Annotated in this window: 22 protein-coding genes and 6 pseudogenes; 18 read left to right on the forward strand and 10 right to left on the reverse strand. The window is 68.3% G+C overall.

Annotation, left to right across the window (positions count from 1 at the left end):
* Window positions 1-80 precede the first annotated feature (80 nt).
* Window positions 81-1157 carry an oxidoreductase gene (locus ACZ6KO_RS32860; RefSeq protein ID WP_469307627.1) on the forward strand — a complete coding sequence of 359 codons (1077 nt, stop codon included), beginning with the start codon at window positions 81-83 and terminating at the stop codon, window positions 1155-1157.
* 47 nt (window positions 1158-1204) lie between these two features.
* Here the strand turns inward: ACZ6KO_RS32860 and ACZ6KO_RS32865 are convergent.
* Window positions 1205-2518: pseudogene (locus ACZ6KO_RS32865) on the reverse strand (S41 family peptidase).
* Window positions 2519-2780: 262 nt separating this feature from the next.
* On the opposite strand from ACZ6KO_RS32865, the gene ACZ6KO_RS32870 reads away from it, so the two are divergent.
* The 3 genes and pseudogenes from ACZ6KO_RS32870 to ACZ6KO_RS32880 all read left to right on the forward strand — a co-directional run.
* A complete protein-coding gene (locus tag ACZ6KO_RS32870) occupies window positions 2781-2903 on the forward strand; it encodes a hypothetical protein (RefSeq protein WP_469307628.1) in 123 nt (40 codons plus the stop codon).
* Between the two features lie 430 nt (window positions 2904-3333).
* A complete protein-coding gene (locus ACZ6KO_RS32875; RefSeq protein WP_469307629.1) occupies window positions 3334-4149 on the forward strand; it encodes a hypothetical protein in 816 nt (271 codons plus the stop codon).
* A gap of 39 nt (window positions 4150-4188) precedes the next feature.
* Window positions 4189-4335: pseudogene (locus ACZ6KO_RS32880) on the forward strand (carboxymuconolactone decarboxylase family protein); the annotation flags it as partial.
* A gap of 393 nt (window positions 4336-4728) precedes the next feature.
* Here the strand turns inward: ACZ6KO_RS32880 and ACZ6KO_RS32885 are convergent.
* A complete protein-coding gene (locus ACZ6KO_RS32885) occupies window positions 4729-5304 on the reverse strand; it encodes a TetR/AcrR family transcriptional regulator (protein ID WP_469307630.1) in 576 nt (191 codons plus the stop codon).
* A gap of 124 nt (window positions 5305-5428) precedes the next feature.
* On the opposite strand from ACZ6KO_RS32885, the gene ACZ6KO_RS32890 reads away from it, so the two are divergent.
* The gene (locus tag ACZ6KO_RS32890; protein WP_469307631.1) at window positions 5429-6571 is read left to right on the forward strand and encodes an FAD-dependent oxidoreductase; all 1143 of its coding nucleotides are present in this window, start codon (window positions 5429-5431) and stop codon (window positions 6569-6571) included.
* Window positions 6572-6814: 243 nt separating this feature from the next.
* Here ACZ6KO_RS32890 and ACZ6KO_RS32895 read toward each other — a convergent pair whose 3' ends face one another.
* On the reverse strand, window positions 6815-7930 hold the full coding sequence (locus tag ACZ6KO_RS32895) for a serine hydrolase domain-containing protein (RefSeq protein WP_469307632.1): 1116 nt from the start codon (window positions 7928-7930) through the stop codon (window positions 6815-6817).
* Between the two features lie 259 nt (window positions 7931-8189).
* Here ACZ6KO_RS32895 and ACZ6KO_RS32900 point away from each other — a divergent pair, with 259 nt between their 5' ends.
* Both ACZ6KO_RS32900 and ACZ6KO_RS32905 read left to right on the forward strand, forming a co-directional pair.
* Entirely contained in the window at window positions 8190-9071 is an 882-nt protein-coding gene (locus ACZ6KO_RS32900; RefSeq protein WP_469307633.1) for an AraC family transcriptional regulator, read from the forward strand.
* A gap of 1352 nt (window positions 9072-10423) precedes the next feature.
* Window positions 10424-10585, forward strand: coding sequence for a hypothetical protein (locus tag ACZ6KO_RS32905; RefSeq protein ID WP_469307634.1), 162 nt, complete (start codon window positions 10424-10426; stop codon window positions 10583-10585).
* Window positions 10586-10796: 211 nt separating this feature from the next.
* On the opposite strand, the gene ACZ6KO_RS32910 is transcribed toward ACZ6KO_RS32905, so the two are convergent.
* A complete protein-coding gene (locus ACZ6KO_RS32910; protein ID WP_469307635.1) occupies window positions 10797-11663 on the reverse strand; it encodes an NAD(P)-dependent oxidoreductase in 867 nt (288 codons plus the stop codon).
* Between ACZ6KO_RS32910 and ACZ6KO_RS32915 the strand changes: the two genes are divergently transcribed.
* From ACZ6KO_RS32915 to ACZ6KO_RS32935, 5 genes and pseudogenes are all read left to right on the forward strand, one after another.
* On the forward strand, window positions 11662-12063 hold the full coding sequence (locus ACZ6KO_RS32915; protein WP_469307636.1) for a winged helix-turn-helix transcriptional regulator: 402 nt from the start codon (window positions 11662-11664) through the stop codon (window positions 12061-12063). The two genes, ACZ6KO_RS32910 and ACZ6KO_RS32915, sit on opposite strands and share 2 nt — an antisense overlap.
* Before the next feature lie 310 nt (window positions 12064-12373).
* A pseudogene (locus tag ACZ6KO_RS32920) lies at window positions 12374-13062 on the forward strand (IS5 family transposase); the annotation flags it as partial.
* A 26-nt stretch (window positions 13063-13088) separates the two neighbouring features.
* Window positions 13089-13884 (forward strand): annotated as a pseudogene (locus tag ACZ6KO_RS32925) (IS5 family transposase); the annotation flags it as partial.
* Window positions 13885-14184: 300 nt separating this feature from the next.
* On the forward strand, window positions 14185-14718 hold the full coding sequence (locus ACZ6KO_RS32930) for a GNAT family N-acetyltransferase (protein WP_469307637.1): 534 nt from the start codon (window positions 14185-14187) through the stop codon (window positions 14716-14718).
* Window positions 14719-15146: 428 nt separating this feature from the next.
* Entirely contained in the window at window positions 15147-15290 is a 144-nt protein-coding gene (locus ACZ6KO_RS32935) for a hypothetical protein (RefSeq protein WP_469307638.1), read from the forward strand.
* Window positions 15291-15330: 40 nt separating this feature from the next.
* On the opposite strand, the gene ACZ6KO_RS32940 is transcribed toward ACZ6KO_RS32935, so the two are convergent.
* Both ACZ6KO_RS32940 and ACZ6KO_RS32945 read right to left on the reverse strand, forming a co-directional pair.
* Window positions 15331-15618, reverse strand: coding sequence for a hypothetical protein (locus ACZ6KO_RS32940; protein ID WP_469307639.1), 288 nt, complete (start codon window positions 15616-15618; stop codon window positions 15331-15333).
* Window positions 15619-15957: 339 nt separating this feature from the next.
* On the reverse strand, window positions 15958-16392 hold the full coding sequence (locus ACZ6KO_RS32945) for a VOC family protein (RefSeq protein ID WP_469307640.1): 435 nt from the start codon (window positions 16390-16392) through the stop codon (window positions 15958-15960).
* A 126-nt stretch (window positions 16393-16518) separates the two neighbouring features.
* Between ACZ6KO_RS32945 and ACZ6KO_RS32950 the strand changes: the two genes are divergently transcribed.
* On the forward strand, window positions 16519-17529 hold the full coding sequence (locus ACZ6KO_RS32950; protein WP_469307641.1) for a helix-turn-helix transcriptional regulator: 1011 nt from the start codon (window positions 16519-16521) through the stop codon (window positions 17527-17529).
* Between the two features lie 45 nt (window positions 17530-17574).
* Here the strand turns inward: ACZ6KO_RS32950 and ACZ6KO_RS32955 are convergent, their stop codons facing one another.
* Window positions 17575-18183 (reverse strand): SMI1/KNR4 family protein, encoded by a 609-nt coding sequence (locus ACZ6KO_RS32955; protein ID WP_469307642.1) that lies wholly within the window; start codon window positions 18181-18183, stop codon window positions 17575-17577.
* Window positions 18184-18291: 108 nt separating this feature from the next.
* On the opposite strand from ACZ6KO_RS32955, the pseudogene ACZ6KO_RS32960 reads away from it, so the two are divergent.
* From ACZ6KO_RS32960 to ACZ6KO_RS32970, 3 genes and pseudogenes are all read left to right on the forward strand, one after another.
* A pseudogene (locus ACZ6KO_RS32960) lies at window positions 18292-18627 on the forward strand (ATP-binding protein); the annotation flags it as partial.
* A gap of 92 nt (window positions 18628-18719) precedes the next feature.
* A complete protein-coding gene (locus ACZ6KO_RS32965; RefSeq protein ID WP_469307651.1) occupies window positions 18720-19076 on the forward strand; it encodes a VOC family protein in 357 nt (118 codons plus the stop codon).
* 515 nt (window positions 19077-19591) lie between these two features.
* Window positions 19592-19858, forward strand: coding sequence for a helix-turn-helix domain-containing protein (locus tag ACZ6KO_RS32970; RefSeq protein ID WP_469307643.1), 267 nt, complete (start codon window positions 19592-19594; stop codon window positions 19856-19858).
* A gap of 30 nt (window positions 19859-19888) precedes the next feature.
* Here the strand turns inward: ACZ6KO_RS32970 and ACZ6KO_RS32975 are convergent, their stop codons facing one another.
* Window positions 19889-20059, reverse strand: coding sequence for a hypothetical protein (locus ACZ6KO_RS32975; RefSeq protein ID WP_469307644.1), 171 nt, complete (start codon window positions 20057-20059; stop codon window positions 19889-19891).
* Window positions 20060-20062: 3 nt separating this feature from the next.
* Here ACZ6KO_RS32975 and ACZ6KO_RS32980 point away from each other — a divergent pair.
* Window positions 20063-20348, forward strand: a pseudogene (locus ACZ6KO_RS32980) (ATP-binding protein); the annotation flags it as partial.
* Window positions 20349-20444: 96 nt separating this feature from the next.
* Window positions 20445-20828 (forward strand): barstar family protein, encoded by a 384-nt coding sequence (locus ACZ6KO_RS32985; RefSeq protein WP_469307645.1) that lies wholly within the window; start codon window positions 20445-20447, stop codon window positions 20826-20828.
* A gap of 12 nt (window positions 20829-20840) precedes the next feature.
* On the opposite strand, the gene ACZ6KO_RS32990 is transcribed toward ACZ6KO_RS32985, so the two are convergent.
* Both ACZ6KO_RS32990 and ACZ6KO_RS32995 read right to left on the reverse strand, forming a co-directional pair.
* Window positions 20841-20981, reverse strand: coding sequence for a hypothetical protein (locus ACZ6KO_RS32990; RefSeq protein ID WP_469307646.1), 141 nt, complete (start codon window positions 20979-20981; stop codon window positions 20841-20843).
* A gap of 482 nt (window positions 20982-21463) precedes the next feature.
* Window positions 21464-21851 (reverse strand): DUF6000 family protein (locus ACZ6KO_RS32995; protein WP_469307647.1); only part of this gene is annotated, 388 nt, incomplete at its 5' end.

Below are 21851 nucleotides of genomic sequence, written 5' to 3' on the forward strand. Positions count from 1 at the left end.
GATATCGCAACTTTGAGTTGCAATGCCGCTGCTGCGCCTTTCGGGCCGCAGACACCACTGACCCACGGATTGAGGCCTCCATGACCCGTGATTCCCGGGCAGCCACCCGCACCTCAGTGCCCGACCCCGGCGACACAGCCCCGTGCCACGTCGACCACGACCCTCGCCTGATCGGCCATCGCTCCGCGAACCCGGTGTCGCAGGCGGTTCCGCGCACGAGCTGGACGCCGGATTCCATTCCTGACCAGTCGGGGCGTGTGGCTGTTGTCACCGGCGCCAACAGCGGCATCGGCTACGTCACCGCTCGTGAACTCGCCCGCCGCGGTGCCCTTGTCGTCCTGGCCTGCCGTAGCCGCGAGCGCGGGCAGGAGGCAGTGGAGCGGCTGCGAACCGAAGTCCCCGACGCCCGCGCCGAACTGCGCATGCTCGACCTCGCCGACTTGAAATCCGTCCGCAGCTTCGCCGAGTGCTGGAGTCATGACCGGATCGATCTCCTGGTCAACAACGCCGGCGTCGCCATGGTGCCGTTCTCCCGGACTGCCGACGGCTTCGAGTCCCAGTTCGGCATCAACCACCTCGGCACGTTCGCCCTCACCGGCCTGCTCATGCCCCACCTGCTGGCCGCCGCCGACCCGCGCGTGGTCACGGTCAGCAGCGAGGGTCAGCGATTCGCCCGGTTCGACATGGCCAACCTCAATGCGGAGCACCGCTACCGAGCGGTGTTCGCCTACGTGCAGTCCAAGCGGGCCAATCTCTACTTCGCCATGGAACTGCAGCGCAGGGCCGACATCGCCGGGCTGAGGTTGCGCAGCATGGCTGTCGCCCCCGGACTCACGCGCTCCAACGTGCTCACTGGCGGCGCCAACAGCACCCGGGGTCGCGCATACGGGATCCTCACGCGACTGCTCTTGCGCGTAGCCTTCCGCCCCACACCAGACGGTGCCAAGACCTCCCTGTACGCCGCAACCGCCCCCGACCTGCCCGGGGGAAGCTACGTCGTGCCCGACGGGCCGTTCCAACTCCGTGGCGAACCCGTCCTCCGCAGCCGGGAACGCGCCATCCGGGACCTCCCTACGGCCCACCAGTTGTGGATGCTCTCGGAACAGCTGACCGACGTGCACTACTCATTGTTCGTAGAACCGCCTTCTCAGAAATGAGGGCGTGATCTGCAGGACGACTGCAGACCAGTCCCGCTGTTCCTGCGTCAGCTCGTGGCACCACCGTAGTTCCGCAGGACGTTCACGGCCCTGTCGAAGGCCGAGTCCCTCTTCTTGTCGAACTCCTCCTGCGTGAAGACCGGCTCGGTGAGGTGCGGCGGAATGCCTGTGCCGTCGAAGGTCCTGCCCGACCGGGTCAGGAACTCCTCGTTGGGCAGCCAGGCCGACATGCCGTTGGGGAGCCTGCGCTGCATGACGTCCGAGAAGACGCCCTGTGTGGGCTGTCCGATCCGGACCGTGTTGCCCGGTCGGTTCATCAGGGCCTGGGTGAAGGTCTCGCCCGCGCTGAAGGTCGAGCCGCCGGTTAGCACGGCGACCGGCCCGGTGTGGCGTGCGCCCTGGGCGGGCGTGACGTACACGGGCTGGGGGCGAGTGTGCCGGGTGGGGTCGGCGGGTCGTTGCGAGCCCGCTTGGAGTAGGCGAGGTACGGGGTGTCGGTGAGGCGCTGGGCGATGTGGATTCCCAGGGCGTCGGAGCCGCCGCCGTTGATGCGCAGGTCGATGATCAGGCTCTTCAGGCGCTCGGTGCGCTCCTGGCCGAGGACCGTGTCCAGTGCCCTGTCGAGCTCGGCCAACTGGGCGGCGTAGGAGGTCTCCTCGCCCGCGTACCCGCCGAAGGCGGAGAGCCGCAGATAGCCCTGCCCGCCGGGGAGGTCGGCGTAGGTGATCCGCCCGTGGGCGAAGTCCTGGAGGTTCCGGGCGTCCTTGAAGTCCCGCTCCACGATGAACTTCTTGACCTTGGTGTCCAGTTCCCCCGTGGGCACGACGGTGCCGGGGCGGACCCGGGAGAAGACGCGGCTGCCGTCCTGGACGGCGACGTGGGCGTCGTGGAGCGGCTCGACCATCTTGCTGAAGACGGCGTAGAGCTCATCCCTCGTCGTCCCGTCGTGCACCTGAGGGCGGTACTGGTCGCGGACCTTGCGCCAGTCGATGCCCTTGGACGCGAAGAAGGGGTAGTTCTCCGCGAAGGTCCGCCAGAAGACATCGAAGGCCGTACGGGGGTCCTCGGCCGTCGGGTGCGCGCAGGACCGCGCGGTCACGGTCTTCTCGGGCGCGTACGGTCAGGACGACGCCGTCGGGCGTGGTGTAGGTGCCGGGACCGGTCCGTTGCGCGGAGTCGCCCTTGAGACAGCTGACGGCGGTCGTCTGGTACTCCTGGAACGTTCCGTTCTGGATGGATAAAGCGGTGCCGTAGCCGTCCATGCGCCAGATTCCGTCGGTGGTCGGCTGCTGGGCGTTGGCGGCCGGCGCGGCCTGGCCGGCGAGGGCCAGCGCGACGGCGGTGGCCGTGACAATGCGCACGTTGGTGCCTTCTCTGTGGGCTGCTTGCTCCGGACAGGCCAACCGTCGCCGACACGGCATTCTCCCGACCATCCGGCTGTCCGGTTGATCGGTGGTGGGGCCAGCTGCTTCTATCCTGACGGACCACGGCAAAGGGGGAGCGGTCGACCACGGGGATCTGATCGCCGGCAGATACGAGTTGGTCGAGCGGCTCGGCCGCGGCGGTATGGCCGAAACCATCAAGCTCAGCCAGCACTTCTTCGCAGCCTGTGTCCTCGGCCCGATGACAGACCACCAGCGCTCCGAACTCCACCGCCTGCTCGCCCTCCACGGCGGCAAGCGCTGGAAGCCGGGCTACAACATCGCGCTCGCCCCAAGTGTCATGACCGGCAAGCTGGATCTGTAGATAAGGATGAGAGGTGTGCCTCCCGCTCAAGGACGTAGTGCCTCACGACAGACGTGACCGTCTCCGCCGAGGGCGTAGAGGCTGCCAGACCCGGATTCCGCACGGGCGGCCAGTGGAGAAGCCACGCTCCGTAGCTCATACCGTGGCCTCAGAGGTCATTCACCCGGCTGGGGGAGGGAGATCGTTCCGGCGGCCGACGCCACCCCGCCACGGTCGATGCGACCTTCAGAACATGACCACTGCTGAACGGACGACAAGGGCGCTTTGGAGCGCCTGGTGGCAGCGATGGCCGCGCTGGGTGGCCCGGGCAACGATGCTGTGGGCGGTGCTGTACGCCGGCTTCGCCCTGGCATGCGCGCTGAGCGGGATTCCCTTGCTTCCCCACGGCGGTGACTCAGGAACCTCATGGCTGGGTTGGGCCGTTGTGGCGGTGGCTGCGCTGGGGACCTTGGTCAGCGGAGCGGTGGTGCTGTACGGGCTGCTGCCACCGTTGCGGGTGCTGCTCTGGGTGGTGTGCGGCCTGGCAGGGCTCACCGCGTTCAGCCTGCTGATGGATGTGATCACGCTGATGCTCGGTCAGGGAGTGGACAGCCGGGCCTCCGCTGCGAACAAGGCCCTCGCGGCAGTCGGAGCGGTCCTGCTCGCGGCCACGGCCCGGTCCGATCGCCTGCCCGCCGGCACCACGGCACGAGCGCCGTCCGCTGCACCGCAGCGCCCCCAACGCGCCGCCTGGGCAGGGACGCTGGCCCTTGTCCCGTTCGCGGCGATGAAGCTGGTCTGGGCGTCCGGCGGGACGTTCGCGGGGATCACCGGTGAGGAGATGCTCGCGGTCTCGGAGCGCAACGGCGCCTCGGGGATCTTCCTCACCCTGGCGTCCTGGGGCCTGGACCCCACCGTGTTGTTGGCCGTGCTCGGCATTTTCCTGCTCTGGGGCCTGGTCCGCCCGTGGGGGCAGGTCTTCCCGCGCTGGACACTGTTCCTGCGCGGGCGCCGGGTGCCGCGCTGGCTCCCGCTCGCCCCAGCTCTCCTGGGCGCTGCCACGCTCGCCCCGTACGGCGTCGTGGGGGTCGGATACTTGGTCCTGGCCACGTCCGGCGTGGTGACGATGCGGCGCGGCGACTTCCCCACCTCGGGCGACGCGCTGCTGGTCAGCTGGATCGGGCTGCTCGCCTTCGCCGTCTACGGCATCGCCCTGACCATCGCGGCCCGCTCGTACTGGCTTCGAACGCGTCCCGCCCGCGCATGAGTGTCAACACAGACTGACCGTCTTTAAGGTCCCCGCTATCTGGCCGCCTGGCGGCACAGCACCGTGTTCACCGGGGCCGAGCCGGCCGTGCTGGCGCCAGCTGAGGAAGGCACCCGGCTCGGCGACCACGGCGTGTCCGACGAGACCTGGGCCGAGGTCCGCATGCACTACGGCGACGACCAGGTCGGTGTGCGCTGGTCTGCTTGGGGTATCGCCGAGACACGGGTCAGGGCAATGAGATGATCTCGACGTCTTGGCGAGGGGCCTTCATACCAGGGCCCGGAACCACTCTTCGGCGCTGTCGGCCGCGTCGGCTTCGGCGAGAAACAAGAGCGGGATGCCCCGGCTCGGCTTCAGCCTCTCGCTGAAGTTCTTCGAGCTGGAAGACGGGTTCCTCGATGTTCTGGAAGACGTCCCCCCGGGCCGCGGTGGAGTACGTCGCGGATCTGGTGAAGGTCCCAGCCATCGACTTCAGCGCCTCGACCTTGGGCCGGCCGCCGCCGTCCCCCGACCCCGCACCCCGTCGAGAAATCAGCCGCAGCCGCGCGAGGGCACTGATCCCGTGCCCGGCGCGATCCGTTATGCAGCGTCCCAGCCGTGTTCCAGGAGCGCGAACGCGGTGTCCACGGCGCGCTCGGCGTTGTCGGTGCCATCGGCGAAGGCCGCGGTCTGCAGTGCGAAGTGGGCGAGGGCGGCGCACCGGTAGTCGTCGGGCCGGCTGCCGGTGGTCTCGGCGATGGCACGGGCGAGCGCGTCCTGATGACGCATCCACATGCGGTGCCCGTACTCGCTCAGGGCGGGCGTGTCGGCGACGAGGCGGCGGAAGGCGGCGAACCGCGGGTCGGAACCCCCGGCGTCGGTGCGGGTTCGCTTGATGTGCGCGCACAGCGCCCGGGGGATGCTCTGCCCTTCCGGCCGGTCGCGGACGGCGGCGACGAGGGCGGTCTCCTGCTCGGTGTCCTGGTCGAAGACCAGGGCTTCCTTGGTGGGGAAGTACTTGAGCAGCGTGGTGGTCGATACGTCCACGGCGTCCGCGATGTCGCGGATGGTGACGCGGTCGTAGCCGTGCTCCAGGAACAGGTTCAGGGCGGTGTCGGCCAGAGCCTGGCGGGTGGCGGCCTTCTTCCGCTCGCGGCGTCCGACGGGTGTGTTCATGCCCGCATCATACAGAATCCGGTGCGATGCAAAAAGTTGTGTCGTTGCACTTTTTGCATGGGTGTGGTTTTTTCGTAATGCAGGCCGATGAGGCGACGCCCGGCCCTGACCAAGGAGAACGACCATGAACACTCCCGCCCCCCGCATCGCGATCATCGGGGCCGGCCCCGGCGGACTGGCCTGCGCCCGGATCCTTCAGCGACACGGCATCCCGGTCACCGTCCACGACCTCGACGCCTCCCGCACCAGCCGCCACCAGGGCGGCACCCTCGACATGCACCCCGACACCGGCCAGCACGCGCTGCACGCAGCCGGACTGTGGGACGCGTTCACCGCGCTCTCCCGCCCCGAAGGCGAGCAGATCCGCCTGGTGAGCCGCAACGGCCAGGTCGTGTTCGACGCCGCACCGGCCCAGGACGGCCAAGGCAAACCCGAAATCGACCGCGGACAGCTCCGCGACCTCCTCCTGGACTCCCTCGACCCCGGCACCGTGCACTGGGGCCACAAGTTCACCCACGCCGAACCCCTCGGCGAAGGCACCCACCGCCTGCACTTCGCCGACGGCTCCACCACTGACGCCGATCTCGTCGTGGGCGCCGACGGCGCCTGGTCTCATGTCCGCCGCCTGGTGTCCGACGCGACACCCCTCTACACCGGCGTCACCTTCGTCGAGACCGGCCTCGACGACGCCGACCACCGCCACCCCGAGCGCGCCGCCCTCACCGGCAACGGCACCATGATGGCCCTCGACAACAACCAGGGATTCGTCGCCCAGCGCAACAGCGGCGGCCACATCCGCACCTACGTAGGCATGCGCACCGACGAGGACTGGTACCAGCGGCGCGGCCTCGACCTGAACGACAGCCAGGCCGTCCGCGAAGCCCTGCTGAAGGAATTCGCCGGATGGAGCGACGACCTGCTCGGCTTCATCACGGACACCGACACCGGCTACATCAACCGACCCCTCTACGCCCTGCCCGTCCCGCACACCTGGCCTCACACCCCGGGCGTCACCCTCCTCGGCGACGCCGCCCACCTGATGTCCCCGTTCTCCGGCATGGGTGCCAACCTCGCCCTGCGCGACGGAGCCGACCTCGCCTTTGCCCTCATCGAGCACCCCACCACCGACGACGCGATCACCGCCTACGAGGACATCCTCCTTCCCCGCTCCAGCGAAGCCGCCGAAGGAGCGGCCGAAGGCATCGACAGCGCCTTCGCCCCCGACAGCGCCACCCAGACCCTCGCCCACATGACCCAGAACCACTGACCACCACCAGGGAGAGCAGGGGCACCACCCCCTACCCGCCCGAAGGTGTTTCATGAGCGGTTCCCTGCGAAACAGGTGACTACGCGGCGGTCCACCTGCGGCGATCATGTCTACGGCATGGACGGCGACCTGACCGGCTCCGACAAGGAGTCGTCGAGCGTGTGGCAGCAGCCCCGCCCACCTGCGAATGTCGAGCGGTAGGAGAAGGGGCGGCCTGTGCGGGCCCAGGCCGCCCGTCGCCTGTCAGCGCAGTCCGCTGTAGGCGGCCATCACGATCTCCATGCCGCGGTTGTCCTCCTGCCGGTCCCGGTCGATCATCTGGTTCATGACATAGGCCACCGTCATGCGTGAACCGGGATCGCTCACGACCAGCGAGCCGCCCCAGCCGCCCCAGCCGAAGGTGTTGCCGAACTTGCCGAAACCCACCGTCCAGCACATCGGGGTGCCCAGCACGTGGTCGTCACCGCGGAACACTTCCTGCCACGCGGGCTCGCAACCCCGGGGGGACAGCAGTCGCACCCCGCCGACCGAACCCTGGTTTGACAGTACCGACTGCACAAGGGCGACAGAGCGAGCGTTACCGAAACCGTTCACCGCAGGGATCTGCGCCCGGCGCCAGGCCATGGAGTTGGCGTCCTCGACCCGGATCGCCACACCGGTGTCTTCCCGGCGTGTGCCATCCGGTCCGGGCGGTGCGCTGGCGGCGTATTCGTCGGTCAGTGACGGCGGCGGGATGAGCGGTGCGACGCGGTGGTCATGTTCGGTCGAGAGCCCGATGTGGAAGTCTGTGCCGAGCGGCTCGGCCACCTCTTCGGCGAAGAACTCGCCGAGGCTGCGGCCGGTGATGCGGCGGACGATCTCACCCATGAGGAAGCCGAAGGTGAGCGCGTGATAGCCGGCGGCCGTTCCGGGTTCCCAATCGGGTGCCTGTGCGGCCAGTCCTGCCGTCACGCTCTCCCAGTCGTAGAGGTCCTCGACCGATGTCAGCCCGGACAGGTCCGGGAGCCCCGCGGTGTGCGACAGCACGTGCCGCACCAGCACGTTCTCCTTACCGGCCGCGGCGAACTCGGGCCAGTAGGCGGCGACCGGCGCAGACAGATTGAGCTCCCCTCGGTCGGCAAGGATCAGCGCGCACAGGGCGGTCATGTTCTTGGTCGTCGAGTTCACCCCGGTGAGGGTGTCGCGCTCCCAGCTGACGGAGCGGTCCGCATCGGCGTACCCGCCCCAGATATCGACCACCGGCTCGCCGTCAACGAAGACAGCCGCCGAGGCACCCACGTCGTCCTTGCCGAGCAAGGCCGCCAGGGCCGCCCGGACTGCCTCGAACCGCGGCTCGCAGAACCCCTTGACATCAGTCATGGGCGTAAGCCTCATGCAACGCCACGGCTTCGTGCCCAACAGTTCCCGCACTGGTTTTGTCGGGCGGGGCGCGATCAAATCTTCTCTACTCCAGCGAGGCGGCCTGATGGCCCGGTCGGCGCCCCGGAGCCCAGCGCCGATGGCCACCAGGCGCGGCGAACGGCTCCGGCCTGGACTCGGGCGGCCGCTGTGGCTCCTGCGGCTGTTGTGCAGGGTGGGCGTTGCTGTGTGGAGATGCAAGAAGGAAGGACGGATACGCGTGCTGGAGCGGCTGAATCAGGCGCTGGACCACCTTGAGGCCTGCCTCGACCGGGAGGTCGACATGGCCGAGGTCGCCCGGATCGCCGCGGTGTCGGAGTACCACTTCCGGCGGCTGTTCTCCGCGCTCGCGGGGATGCCGCTGCCGGTCTACGTGCGGCGGCGACGCATGACGCTCGCCGGTGCCGAGGTGCTGGCCGGGGAGCTGAAGCTGCTCGATGTCGCGGTGCGGTTCGGGTACAGCTCGGGCGAGGCGTTCGCCCGAGCATTCCGTTCGGTGCACGGCATCGGGCCGGGAGAGGCCCGGCGTACAGGTGCGGTGCTCACGGCGCAGCCGCGCATGTCCTTCCGTGTCGTTGTCGAAGGGAGTACGACCATGCGCTACCGGATCGTGGAGAAGGAGTCGTTTCGGGTCGTCGGCAGGAAGGCCCGGCTCCCGCTCGTGCGCGAGGGGGTGAACGCGGCCGCCGCGGCGCACGTGGAGAGCCTGGACGAGCAGGCAATCACGCGGATGAAGGAGCTGGCCGACCAGGAGCCGGAGGGGATCCTGTCGGCGGTGGTGTACCTGACCGACAGCCGGGAAGAGGGCGCCGAGGCGGACTACTGGATCGGCGTGGTGACCAGTCCCGAGGTAGCCGCCGAGGAGCTCGACGCCCTCGACGTACCGGCCGGGACCTGGGCGGTCTTCGACAACCACGGACCTTATCCGAGCGCCCTCCAGGAGTTGTGGCGAGACGTGTTCACGCAGTGGTTCCCCTCGAACCCGTACACGAGCCGGACAGGTCCTGAGCTCCTGCGGACGCAGCCGGTGGAGATCGGCGCCGAGACCGACTCCCAGCTGTGGATCCCGGTCGAGCGGGGCAGCGCCAGCGCCGAGGCGTGAACGCCCACGGGGGACACCGGCCGAGGCCGGCACACGTGACGCTCATGGATCTTGACGATTGATTGCGGTGCTCGGCTGAGGGTGACTCCGGCAGCCCAGGGCGACGGCCCGTCAAGCTCTGTCGCGGTAAATGCGTACACCTCACCTGCGGAAACAGGACCGTTTGGCGTTAACGGCGAAACTGGCCCCACCTTTCCGACTCGAGTTGGCGCCACTTCGTGAGTGAGGCCGCGACTGATCCGGCTTGAAGCGGGCGTGTTGATCATCCGGCCGGGAATCATGCCGTCCGAACTGAACGACCCCTATGCGCAGGCCTGCCTGCGCATAGGGGTCGAGCCCCGCGTGGAAGGGTGGGCCTTGTGGAACACACCTGGGGCAAGGGGCAGGTCCGCGTCACCATGGTCGTCTCCGCTGTGGACACCACCGAGGGACTGCTCGCGAACTGGTCGCGAGGCGTGGAATCCAGCCGGTCCTGCCCCTGCCCTCGCAGGTCGCTCTGGTTCAGCAGGGCTGGGCCGGACCCATGACTCTGTCTCCGCTCGCCGCGAAGAAGGTCGGCTTCCCAGGATCGGAGTAGGTCTTGATCCAACTGGTGAGGCCGAGAGCGCCAGGCTCGGCTATGAGTGGTTCTCCAACCGCCTCGCCACCACCCACGCACGCGCCGAACACCAGCTGGCCGCGAGCTGACCTGGGGGGACGAGGCTTCGTGAGCATCCTCAGTGCTCACGGACCCTTGACCACCACCAGCCGGCCACCGTGAAGGCGTTTACCGGCCCAGGGTTCGGCAGAGTGCGACGCTCGAACTCATCGTCGATACGAGCAACCAGCCGGCCGAGATCGCGCCGGGCACCGCAAGGGAGGTGAAGCATGACCTCTTCCAGATCATCGCGGGCATACTCCACCTCCAGTCCGGGCTGCCAGACCTGGGATGCCGTCAGATAACGGCCGGGCTGCCTGAACGCCCACTCGAAACGGATCCGGCGGGCGCCAGCACGCGGGGAGGATGTCCGGCCGTCCGAGCGGCCCACCCGCGGTACCGGACGCACGACAACTCCCCGCCGAGGGACGGCAGTCAATTGCCGCGTGTGGTGTGCACCACATGCCGCCTAGGCGGGTACGGGAGGGATCGCCCTCCACTCGCCGTTCGCCAGAGCCTGTCAACCCACATATAACCTTGGAATCCAAGGCGGGATCAACCTCTGACACACTAAAGTACGTGGTCATGCGTTTTAACGCCGAAGAAACCGCAGGTATGTTGAACGCAGAGAGCCACCTACCGAACCTCTCGCCGGCAAGCACAAAGGGTCGGGTGGTGGCTCCCTGATATCGAAACCTCAAGCGAAGGAAACGACATGTCCGATCCTACTGCCGCCGGTCCGTGCCGTTCCGTCCCGGATGGGCGCGGGCGGCGATACCGGCGGCGGGCGAAGGCCCTGCTCTGGCGTACGGCCCTCGGCGCCGCCAGCGCCGTGGGCATGGTCTGCGTGACCATCGCCGCCAACAGGTTCTTCTGAACCGCTTGACCTGTGGAAACGGGTCCCGGTCGCGATACCGGGACCCGCTCCGCATACATCCTGGTCGCCTGCGGGGTCATGGGCTGTCACAGCACGCCGTGCAGGACGGCGCGCCACTGGTTGTGCAGGCGCCGGAAGAGGAAGCCGCCCGGATCGCCGTCGAGTTGGGCTTCCTCGGGGGCCTCCCTCGAGACCCGGTCGTGAGGCCGGTTCAGCCGCGGAGCAGTTCGGCGACGTGAGCGTAGGAGGCGTCCCCGTAACCGGCCGCCATGCCCTGCCTGGCGATCTCGTGGGCGGCGGAGATGACCGTACTGTCAACCCCCCGGCTGCGGGAGGCATCGAGGACGTGGGACATGATGGCCGCCGCCGAACGCAGGTTGGAGCCCCCGGCGGGGTAGCTGCTGGTGTCGACCTGCTTGGCGAATTCGTCGATCACATCGGGCAGGAGACCGGCGACCCCCCTGGCGAAGGGGGCCAGGTCGCCGGCGGTGACGCCCTCGGCCCCGGCGAGGGCGAAGGCGTGGACGACGCCGGTCAGCGCCGTCCAGAAGATGTCGAGCAGCGCGACGTCGTGCGCCCCGGCGCGGCCCGGGTCCGTCCCCAGGTACACGCAGGTGCCGCCGACGGCCTGGAGGGTGTCGCGGTGGCGTTCGTACACATCGGCCGGGCCGCTGTGCAGGACCAGGGTGGACGGGCCGCCGACGAGGTACGTCGGAACCATGATCGCGCCATCGAGGTAGCCGATGCCGTGCGAGGCGGCCCAATCGGCGGTCACGCGGGCGTCGTCGGGGGTGCCTGCGGTGAGGTTGGCCAGAGTGCGGCCCTTGAGCGCGACGGCGTGCGGGGCGGTGATGGCGCGGACGGCGTCGTAGTCCAGCACGCAGGCCACCACGAGATCGCTCGCCGCGATCGCGTCAGCGGCGGTCGGGGCTTCGACGGCACCTTTCTCCACCAGGCCTTCAGCCCGGCCCGGGGTACGGTTCCACACGGTTGTTGGATGGCCCGCGGCCAGGAACGCGGAGGCCAGGGCCCGGCCCATGGGGCCCAGGCCGAGAACGGTGACGGGGGAAGCAGACATGGAGGACTCCGAGATCGTGACGGTGACCGATCCGCACACGTGCGGGATGGGCGTGGCCGTCGGAACGTTCGAGGGCAAATGGAAGTCGTTCATCATGTGGGCGCTGGCTGATGGCCCGCGCCGTTTCGGTCAGACCAGACGACTGGTCACCGGCATCAGCGAGAAGGTGCTGACCCAGCAACTTCGGGAACTCCAGGCGGACGGGATCGTGCACCGGGAAGACCACGAAGAGGTTCCGCCCCGGGTCGAGTACTCACTGACCGAGCAGGGCCGTCGGCTCTACGAACTGCTGGAACTGCTTTCCGCTTGGGGCCGGGACCAGCTGGCCGCAAGGGAAGGGTCGACAACGGACAAGGGGCTTGGCGCGCCTGAACCAGAATCCCCGGGCGCAAGCTCTTGATCAAGTACGTACCTTCAGGTACGTGCCACGTCCCGGCTCGGCGCCAGCAGCGTCCCCGGCGCCATCCCGCCCGAGGCGGGCGAGGGGCGCCATCCGCTCAACTGGCCAAGTGAAGCGCTCAGTCACTACAAAAACGAACCACTGCCTCAAGGTCAGAGGTTCTTGCACAGGTCGTCACGGTGGAACGGAACCGGTGAAGTCCTGGAAGTCCTTCATCGCATCTCCGTGCCCGATCGGTCGGCGGTGTCCGCCGGGGTGCGGGAGCGGGGGCAGGGCGGCGGCCGGCCCTGAGGCGTGTCCGCAAAGTGGGTTGGTCGTTGGTCGGTTCGTGGTGCGTCGTCATGAGCTGACCGATGAGTCGTGGGCGGTGATCGCCCCGTTGCTGGTCCCGTCTCGGATGGGCCGTCCGGTGCGGGATCGCCGGCAGGTGGTCAACGGGATCCTGTGGAAGCTTTCCACCGGGGCCGCCTGGCGTGACCTGCCCGAACGCTACGGGCCCTGGAAAACGGTCTACGAACGTTTCCGCCGCTGGTCGGCCGACGGCACCTGGGACCGGCTCCTGGCCCACGTCCAGCAGCACTCCGACGCCGTCGGCACCGTCGACTGGTCGGTCGTCTGCGTGGATTCCACCACCGTGCGGGCCCATCAGCACGCGGCCGGGGCCCGAAAAGGGGGCCCTGGCCGGGCGAGGCGATCGGCCGGTCCCGCGGCGGGCTGACCACGAAGATCCACCTTGCCTGCGACGGCCGTGGCCTGCCGCTCGCGTTCACGCTCACCGGCGGGAACGTCAATGACTGCACCCAGCTCGAAGCGGTCATGGCCCGCATCCGCATCCAGCGGTGCGGGCCCGGACGGCCCCGGACCCGGCCCGGGCGGGTGGTCGCGGACAAGGGCTACTCGTCGCTGAAGATCCGCTCCTACCTCGGCCGACGCGGCATCGCGGCCACGATCCCCGAGCGGATCGACCAGATCAACGGACGGTTCCGCAGAGGCGAGAGCCTCCGCCGGCTCGACCGGGCCGTCGGGTGGCTCGGCCGAGGCCGTGGGAAGTCGATGACGAGTTGTGGGTTGTCATCGAGCCGCTGCTGCCCAAGGTCGAGCGTCGGACCCGGCATCCGGGACGCAAGCGGCATCCGGACCGGCTGGTGTTCCAGGGCATCCTGTTCGCCCTGCACACCGGATCGCCTGGGAACACCTGCCGCAGGAACTCGGCTTCGGCTCGGGCATGACCTGCTGGCGCCAGCTGGCCGAGTGGACCGAGGCCGAGGTGCGGCCGCGACTGCACGAGGCCCTCCTCGCCAGGCTCCGCCTCGCAAACGCCCTGGACTTCTCCCGGGCGGCGGTCGACGGCTCCCACATCCGGGCGTCAAAAGGGGCTCCAAGACCGGACGAAGTCCCGTCGACCGGGGCAGGGCGGGCAGCAAGCATCACCTGATCACCGACGCCACCGGCATTCCGCTCGCCGCCACCCTGACCGGCGGCAACCGCAACGACGTCACCCAGCTGATCCCACTCCTCCAGGCCGTGCCGTCCGTACGGGGTAAGCGTGGCCAGCCCCGGTACCGTCCAGACGTAGTCCTCGCAGACTGCGGTTACGACCACGACAAGTATCGCCGTCTCGTCTGGGACCTCGGTGTGAAGCCGTTGATCGCCCGCCGCGGCACCGAGCATGGCTCCGGCCTGGGAACCCAACGCTGGGTAGTGGAGCGTGCGTTCGCCCACCTGCACTGGTACCGCCGCCTGCGGATCCGCTGGGAGATACGCGACGACATTCACGAAGCCTTCCTCACCCTTGGATGCGCACTCATCTGCTGGCGGCGCCTGGCCGCAGTTCAGCGCCGCCCAGGTGAGCTCGTAGACGCCAGGTGCGCACCGTACGCCCTTGATGCGGAGGCCGGCGCGGAACGGCCTCTGGTGCGGAGGACGTCGACGAAGGCGGTGACGGCCTGGCGGAAGTGGCGGCGCTGTTCGGGAGTGAGGCGGTGGTGTGCCACGGCCTCCGAGTTCGAGCTGGAGGCCGAGGCCGTCGAGCGTATCCTTGAGCCGATCACCGAGCGCACCCCCCACAAGACTCCCGCGCAGCCGTCCGACCATGACAACTGACAAGGCAGCTGAACACCCTTGAGCTCCACGTCGATTCGCTTGATCGAGCCCTCAGACGGCCCCGCACTCGCCGACCTGCTCGCCCGGGACAAGCGGGCGTACGCGCGTTGGCTGCCCGCGAGGCCCGCAGAGTTCTACACGCCCGATGGGCAGTCCACGGCCATCGAATCCCTTCTGGCCTCCCATGGCGCGGGGCTCACGTGGCCCGGGGTCGTGGTCTCCGATGAGATCGTCATCGGGCAAATCACCATCAGTTCGATCCTGCCCCGCCCGTTCCAGAAGGGCTTCCTCGGCTATTGGATCTCGTCTCTCCACCAGGGACTCGGGCATACGAGCCGCGCTGTTGGCCTGGCACTGCGGATCGCCGAAGACGAGCTGAACCTGCATCGACTGGAGGCGCACACCCAACTGGAGAACCTCGCGTCTCAGGCGATCCTCCGCAAGCACGGATTCAGTTCCTGGGGTATCGCCCATGATCACTTCTATGCCGACGGCGCATGGCACGACGAAGTGTTCTGGGAAAGAAAACTGACCAGTCGGCTCGCTCCCTGAGCCCTAGACCTGCTCCAACACGCCCTCGCCACCTGGACCGCACCTGCCCCACCTGTCAGCAGACCATCCCACCGCAGCCGCACGACACCAGCTAACAAAGCACTACCAGGCGCAGAATCAGCATTCGCAGTACTTCCAGGCTTTGTCCTCGCGCAGCCACGGCGAATTGCGGTTGGAGGCTCTGTCCCCCCGAGTTGGTGAAAGAGACGTGGGCACGGTCGCCGGAGAGCTGGTCGAGAGTGACGGTCAGGATCTCGCCCGAGCCGGTGAACACAGTGGGGGAGTTGCTGACGGCGCGGGCGAGTATCTCGGCGCTTCCAGCCTTCTGCGGGCCCGGCGGCGAAGCGCGGTACGTCGTTTTCGGCGCCGGCCTTGCTCGCGCCGAACTGGACGCGGCCCCAGGAGACCGGAGCGATCCAACCCAGACGGTGCATCCACTCGAGATTGACCCGGCGTACGCCGAGTCGGGCGGCGGCCTGCTCAGGCCCGAGCGGCGCGTCACGGTCCAGCAGCCCAGCCAGGCTCTCCCGGGCGGCGACCTGGTCGACCTGATCGGGTTGAGGGAGCTGTAGCGGCGCTGGCCGCTGAGGTCGGTCAGGAGGCCGAGCGCGATCAGCGGCTCCACGGCGTAGGAGGGCACCGCCGGCGGCTGGCCGTGCTCGGTCGGCGTGCCCAGGCCGCGATCCGGTTCGCCGCCTCGTACCGCGAGATCGCCTCGCGTGGCATCGAGGCCCGCACGGCGTCCGTGTCCATCGCCTCCACCGCCGACCTCGACCACGTGAAGCCGCTCACGTCCGGATCCGGGACCACGCCCACGTGCCGCGCCCGGCACAGCACCACGACCGTCGTGTGCAGCCGCTTCGCGGCCTGGGCCTCGTCGTACTCGGTTCGCTGAGCCATGGGAAGGTGCATAAGCCCATGTAGGCGACGGCGACGACGACGGCGACGACGACGGCGACGACCGTGATCACCCGGGCGGCACGGGTGGTCGGAGGGGTGTTCGCGGCGTCGGTCATGAGGCGGTGGGCTCCTTTGCGCCGCCGTCCGGTGCCAGCAGCCAAGACGAAAGCCCCAGGGGGTCACGACGTCCCGGGGTCGTCCTCGGCTGGGCCGCAGATTTGGACCTGCCCCCGGCGACCGCTCGGCGACCTTCGTGATCCGGCGGCGGGATCTTGAGGGTGGAGCTCGGCGCTCGTCACTGTGGCTTCGGATGGGAGGGGCCGCTACCGGGGAGGATGGTCAGGAGGTGCTGTCCGCCGGCATGCCGTGCTGGGGCTGCAGGAGTTCGTGGCAGGTCCCGGAGTCGTCGCGGATGAGCGCGGAGATGCCCCAGGGCTTCTGCTGCGGTTCCTGGAGGACGGTCACCTCGCGCGCCGACAGTTCCTTGACGGCTGCGTGGCAGTCCTCGACGGTGAATGTGCAGCCGAAGAGCGCGCCCTTGGCGAGCAGTGACTTCAGCTGCTCGGCGGACTGGGCATCCTGCAGCGGTGCTCCCGGAACCATCAGGCTGAGCTGCAGCTCCGGCTGGTTCTCCGGGCCCACGGTGAGCCAGCGAGGGTCCTCGCCGGCCGGCACGTCCATGCGCACCTCCAGGCCGAGCTTCTCGGTGAAGAACGCCTTGGCCGAGTCCTGGTCCAGCACCCAGACCACGACCGTGTTCACTCCAGTGATCATGACTTCTCTCCTTGTGTGAGGTACATCCGAACGTCCGCGAGGCGGTCCCTTGACCGCTTGGACGTCTTCGACGGTAGGTCCCTATGAGGACAGCTCGTGTCACCCTTTCCTGGCAGTCTCAAAGCCATGACCTTGGACCTGCCCGCCCGCATGCTGCGCCTGCTGGCCCTGCTGCAGACCCGCCGCGCCTGGACCGGCGGCGAGCTCGCCGACCGCCTCGGTGTCACCCTGCGCACCGTCCGCCGCGACATCGACCGGCTGCGTGAGCTCGGCTACCCCGTCCAGAGCACCACCGGCCGCACCGGCGGCTACCGCCTGGCCGCCGGGGCCGACCTGCCGCCGCTGCTCCTCGACGACGAGGAAGCCGTCGCCATCGCCACCGCCCTGCGCACCGCCACCAGCGGCGTCAGCGGCATCGCCGAGAGCGCGGTGCGCGCCCTGGCCAAACTGGAACAGGTGCTGCCCGCCCGGCTGCGCCACCAGGTCGCCGCGATCCATGCCGCCACCGCCACCGTCCCCTGGGACAGAGGACCGGGGGCCGACCCCTCCGCGCTGGCCGTCCTGGCCGCGGCCTGCCGCGACCACGAGATCGTCGCCTTCACCTACGCGTCCAGGAGCGGCGGCAGCGCGCCCCGGCGAGTCGAGCCGCACAGCCTGGTCGTCGCGGGCACACGCTGGTACCTGATCGCCTACGACACCGGCCACAATGACTGGCGCACCTTCCGCGTGGACCGGCTCACCGAACCCGCCCCCACCGGCCACCGCGTCACCCCCCGCGAGCTGCCCGCTACCGACCCCGTCGCCTTCCTCGCCGCACGCGTCGCCGCCGCCCCCGCCCGCTACACCCTGAGCGTCACCGTCCCCGCCGACGCCGCCACCGTTCTCGCCCGCACCCAGGTCCTGCCCGACCGCGTACGGAGCACCGGCACGCACACCAGCACCATCAACCTGGCCGCCGACACTCCCCGCCGCATCGCCCTCCAGCTCTTCGACCTCGCCCCCGGCCCCGGCAGCACTTTCGAGGGAAGCCCCGACCTCGCCCCGCACCTGGAGGCGTTCGCGCAGCTCCTGCAGGACGTGGCCCGCGCGCTCACCGCCGGCGAGCCGGCCGAGCCCTCCACCACGGAGAACCGCTGAGCGGCCACCCGCGGCGCTCCGGGCGTCCACAGCCGACCGCTGGGGTCACCTCCCGGTCGGGGCACCTGGTGATCGTGGAGGGGCTACTTCGGCGGAAGTCCGGCAGCGGCTTCCCGGCCCCGTTCCAGCCAGTCGTCCAGGACGTCGTCGTCGAGGACTTCTCCTGCCACGACTCCGGACGTGTAGGTCGTGGTGAGGACTGCCTGAATGGACGTTGGGTCCCCGGTGCCCGTCGCTGTTGCCGATCACAACGCGGCCGGTAAGGGGGCCCGTGAGACCCACGACGCAGACGTCCATACACCCCCTCTCGATGACGTGGAGGAACAGGTCGCCTTCCTCCCCGGGGCCCGCGTCGTCGAAGCCGCGCGGGGCACCGGAACCCAGGCTGGGCTGCATGACAAGCACAGTGCACTTCTCCAGCGGCATGAAGCCGTAGAAGGGGCCAGCTCCCGATCCGCCAACATGCTGGAGAAACTGCCGGTACGGACAGGGTAGAGCGATGGCGTGCTCGGACTCGAACTCTGCAATCCGGGCTTCGGTCAGCCGTGGCCCGAGGCGGAACTGATGTTGTTCCTCTCCGAAGGAGTGGCTGCGGAGGGGCTGGAACGGGGCGGCGGCCAGCTTGCGTCGCACGCGGGGTATACGGGAATCCATTGGGTTGCTTCTCTCGTCGCGGACGCCTTATGGGCGTGCGCGCTCACGCGGGAACACCCGCCCTCTGTGTTGGAACCATTCACCGTCCAAGGTTCACCCCCGCGTCGGCGCACCGCTGAAGCCGCCGGGCGCCTGGCCAACAAGCTGGGCACCTACCTGCGGCTGGGCGTCCTCGTGGTCGACGAGGTGGGCTACGAGATCCTTGAACGTGGAGAGGCGAACCTGGTCTTTCAGGTCATCTCAAAGCGGCATGAAAAGGGCTCGATCACTCTGACCTCGAACAAGACCTTCAGTGAATGGGGACAGGTGTTCGGCGACGAGGTCCTCGCCACCGTCATCCTCGACCGTCTCCTGCACCACTGCGACGTAATCTCCATCAACGGACCAAGCCGCCGGCTCAAGAACCGGCTCAGGGCCATCGAGCGGGACACAGACCTGGCCTGACAGGCCATTTCGTGAAACCTACCGGGGCAGTACCTCTAGGGTGTGCATCAGGGAAGTCTGTTGATCAGCTCGGAGGTGCCGTGCCCTTGCGGATGAAGTTGAGCGCGATAGCATTCGACTGCCCTGATCCGTTGGCTCTGGTAGCGTTCTATCAGCAGGCCACCGCTCTTGAAGCCCACCCGAAGTCGGACGCCGACTTTGCCGGTCTCAACCGTGAGGGTGGTCTCCTCATCGGCTTTCAACGGGTCGACGACTACCAGGCGCCGAGCTGGCCTGATCAGGCCGTTCCCCAGCAGCTTCACCTCTGCTTCGGCGTCGTGGACCTGGACGAGGCGGAAGCCCGGTTGCTGGAGTTGGGCGCAGACAAGTCGGATCACCAGCCGCATGAGGACAGGTGGCGGGTCCTCACCGATCCGGCTGGACATCCCTTCTGCATCGTCAGGGGCTGACTGGGGACAAGAAGGTCTCGATGCGTCGGGCTGTGGCCTCAAGGGTCGTACTGAGCAATGCGCGGCCGGCAACTCGAAAGGGCGCCTGCACCGCGGAAACAGGACAACCAGGATCCTCAGCCGTGCTCCTGCCCACGACATAGCTGGGGACGTTCATCCGTACGCAGCTGGGAAGCTTAGGCCGTACACCGACACATGCCGTGCCCGGCACGCCCCGGCGATCAGTTCACCCCCACGTCGGCGGGGAGCACATCGTCACGACGAGGCCCTCGTCCGCCAGTTCCGGTTCACCCCAGCGTCGGCGGGGAGCACGGCGGCATCGTCGGCAACCCCGACGCCGTGGACGGTTCACCCCCGCGTCGACCTATAGTGCGGCAAGCAAAGATTTGCCGGATTTCTCTCTGTCGCGGGATCGACGTGCAGGGCAGGGCAGTTAGCGGGACTCCCGCTGCCCTCGCGGCCTGGGATCGAGACAGAAGGCTGTCACAACCAGGGCTCTGCGACATACTGCGGTCATGAGTGAGGAATCGGCACGGCTGGCGCGAGCCCTCGTCGAGTTCCGTGAAGCCGAAGGTATCTCGGAGCGCGAGCTCGCACGACGCACCTGGCTGAGTCACGCGACCATCAGGACCTTCGAACGCGACCGTGGGGACCTGCCCACTCCGACCGTTGCCCGCAGGTTCGAGGAAGTCCTCGGCTGGGCTCCGGGGAGCATCAAGGCCACGCCGCCCGAGGCGACGGGCCTTGAGTCATCGGCCGATTCGAACTCAGCCCTCGAGTAGGCGCGCTGGTCAGGGCTGCTTGCCGGACCGCTACGGTCGCGGCAGGGCGAACAGGCCCGGTTCGGCCTCGGCCAGGATGTTGCGCGCGGTCAGGCGCTTGAGCTTTAAACGGACGTTGTTGATGTTGTTCGGAGCCGGGTCCAGGTCCATCGCCTCGCACACGCCCCGTGCCCACTGCGGACCGTCTGCCTGGGCGAACACCGCGGGAAGACACACATCGCCGTGGCTCTCTCCGTCGCCGCCTACCGAGCTGGCTTCTCTGTCTACTTCACAAGCCTCGACGGCATGGTCCGCCGGCTGAAGGCCGCCGAAGCTGCCGGCCGGCTCAACAGCAAGCTCCGGACGTACCTTCGGCCGGGCGTCCTCGTTGTTGACGAGGTCGGCTACCAGCCCTTGGAGCGAGCCGAGGCCAACCTGGTGTTCCAGGTGATCTCACAGCGGTATGAAAAAGGGCTCGATCATCCTGACCTCGAACAAGCCCTTCAGTAAGCGCACATGTTCTGGCGAACCCGTGCGAGGTGCTGCCTGAACAGCACGGGTTCGAAACGGATAGGCAGGCCGCCAGAGCGGACGTAGTCTGCGGGCTGTGACGGTGAGATACGTGTTGGACGGCAGCCAGGTCAGGGCGCTGGAGGACTTCTGGCGGGTTGCCGGCGAGAGCATCGGCTGCGGCGGTTACTTCGGCCGGAACCTCGATGCATTCGCTGACTGCCTCCGCGGCGGCTTCGGGACACCCGACGACGGCGACTATCTGATCGAGTGGTGTGACCACGAAGCCTCCCGTCAGAATCTCGGACACCCCGAGACCGCGCGGCAGCTTGAGCTGATGCTCGGGCGGTGTCATCCGACGCACAGGTCCAGCGTGGGAGCCAGGCTCGCAGAGGCCCGTGCCGGACGTGGCCCGACCGTCTTCGATTGGCTGGTCGAGATCATCGAAGAAGAACTCCCGGGCGGGCTGAGTCTTCGCTAGCCGGGCCACTCGTCAAAAGGCTGGCAATCGGACCTCGTCGACGTGGTCGGCGAGATAGATCAGCGCGGCCTGCGGGTCCATGCCGAACGAGGCGGCGACGAGTTTGGGATCCAGGGTGTTCACCAGGTCGACCAGACGGGTGCTGCGGATCACCCGGGGCGGGCAGCCGCAGTCGTCCCCGCGTCGGCGGGGAGCACCGGTCGTTGGGCAGCGTTGGGGAGGTCGCCACCGGTTCACCCCCGCGTCGGCGGGTGTCCGCGTACCCAAGTAAATGCTCAACGAGGTACAGCTGAGCGTGCTCAGCTCCGTTGCGGATAACGTACTCACCCGCACCTCGAGTCCGACTGCTCGGTCGACTCGACATCGGTGATCGTCATCGCAGACGCCCTCGCTGCGTAGTACTCCAGCAGCTGTTCGCTGTGCGGGTTGGTCAGAGGCCGTGATGCGCACAGGGGCTTCCGGGGGCGATTCGGACCGGTCACCCTGGAGGTCGCTCGGCGATCCGAGGGGGAAGAATGAGCGAAGGCGAAGACGTTACGCACAAGCGGCAGAATCAAAAGGACGTTTATCTGGACAACTTCGAGTTGTGCGGCGGTGGGTTCCTCCGATCAGGTGTCACTCTGCTGGGGGCGGTGTCATCGCTTCCTTGCCGTGCAGTGCTCGGTGCCCTCATCGGCGAGGACGCAGAACTGGCTGATGATCTCGCGATAGCTGTCCGGCGTGCCGTGGTGCTCCTTGCGCGGTGGTCCGTCGATCCACTGATGCCAGAGGCCGTCTCGGGCCAGGAATCGGGCCGCTTGATCGGCACGGAGCTTGGCATCGAGGTGCAGGAGTGCACCCATGGCGGCTGGCTGGTCGTAGTAGAGATCGGGGCGTCGCAGGTAGCGATCGAGGTAGGCAGCCAACAGGTCCGCGTCGGCAGGGGTGCCGAAGGTGACGCAGTAGGCGGTGCCCGCGTAGCAGACCTCGCTGGCAAGCAGGAGTTCGCCGAGGCGTTCGCGGAACTCAGTTCTGCGGGCGACG

This window comes from Streptomyces sp. NPDC042102 (assembly GCF_055582305.1).

Excerpts from the sequence above, each read along its gene's own strand:
- ACZ6KO_RS32895 (WP_469307632.1), bottom strand. The coding sequence starts at position 7,930 with ATGACTGATGTCAAGGGGTTCTGCGAGCCGCGGTTCGAGGCAGTCCGG.
- ACZ6KO_RS32860 (WP_469307627.1), top strand. The coding sequence starts at position 81 with ATGACCCGTGATTCCCGGGCAGCCACCCGCACCTCAGTGCCCGACCCC.
- ACZ6KO_RS32970 (WP_469307643.1), top strand. The coding sequence starts at position 19,592 with ATGAGTGAGGAATCGGCACGGCTGGCGCGAGCCCTCGTCGAGTTCCGT.
- ACZ6KO_RS32910 (WP_469307635.1), bottom strand. The coding sequence starts at position 11,663 with ATGTCTGCTTCCCCCGTCACCGTTCTCGGCCTGGGCCCCATGGGCCGG.
- ACZ6KO_RS32870 (WP_469307628.1), top strand. The coding sequence starts at position 2,781 with ATGACAGACCACCAGCGCTCCGAACTCCACCGCCTGCTCGCCCTCCAC.
- ACZ6KO_RS32965 (WP_469307651.1), top strand. The coding sequence starts at position 18,720 with ATGAAGTTGAGCGCGATAGCATTCGACTGCCCTGATCCGTTGGCTCTG.
- ACZ6KO_RS32890 (WP_469307631.1), top strand. The coding sequence starts at position 5,429 with ATGAACACTCCCGCCCCCCGCATCGCGATCATCGGGGCCGGCCCCGGC.
- ACZ6KO_RS32945 (WP_469307640.1), bottom strand. The coding sequence starts at position 16,392 with ATGATCACTGGAGTGAACACGGTCGTGGTCTGGGTGCTGGACCAGGAC.
- ACZ6KO_RS32940 (WP_469307639.1), bottom strand. The coding sequence starts at position 15,618 with ATGGCTCAGCGAACCGAGTACGACGAGGCCCAGGCCGCGAAGCGGCTG.
- ACZ6KO_RS32905 (WP_469307634.1), top strand. The coding sequence starts at position 10,424 with ATGTCCGATCCTACTGCCGCCGGTCCGTGCCGTTCCGTCCCGGATGGG.
- ACZ6KO_RS32885 (WP_469307630.1), bottom strand. The coding sequence starts at position 5,304 with ATGAACACACCCGTCGGACGCCGCGAGCGGAAGAAGGCCGCCACCCGC.
- ACZ6KO_RS32955 (WP_469307642.1), bottom strand. The coding sequence starts at position 18,183 with ATGGATTCCCGTATACCCCGCGTGCGACGCAAGCTGGCCGCCGCCCCG.
- ACZ6KO_RS32915 (WP_469307636.1), top strand. The coding sequence starts at position 11,662 with ATGGAGGACTCCGAGATCGTGACGGTGACCGATCCGCACACGTGCGGG.
- ACZ6KO_RS32950 (WP_469307641.1), top strand. The coding sequence starts at position 16,519 with ATGACCTTGGACCTGCCCGCCCGCATGCTGCGCCTGCTGGCCCTGCTG.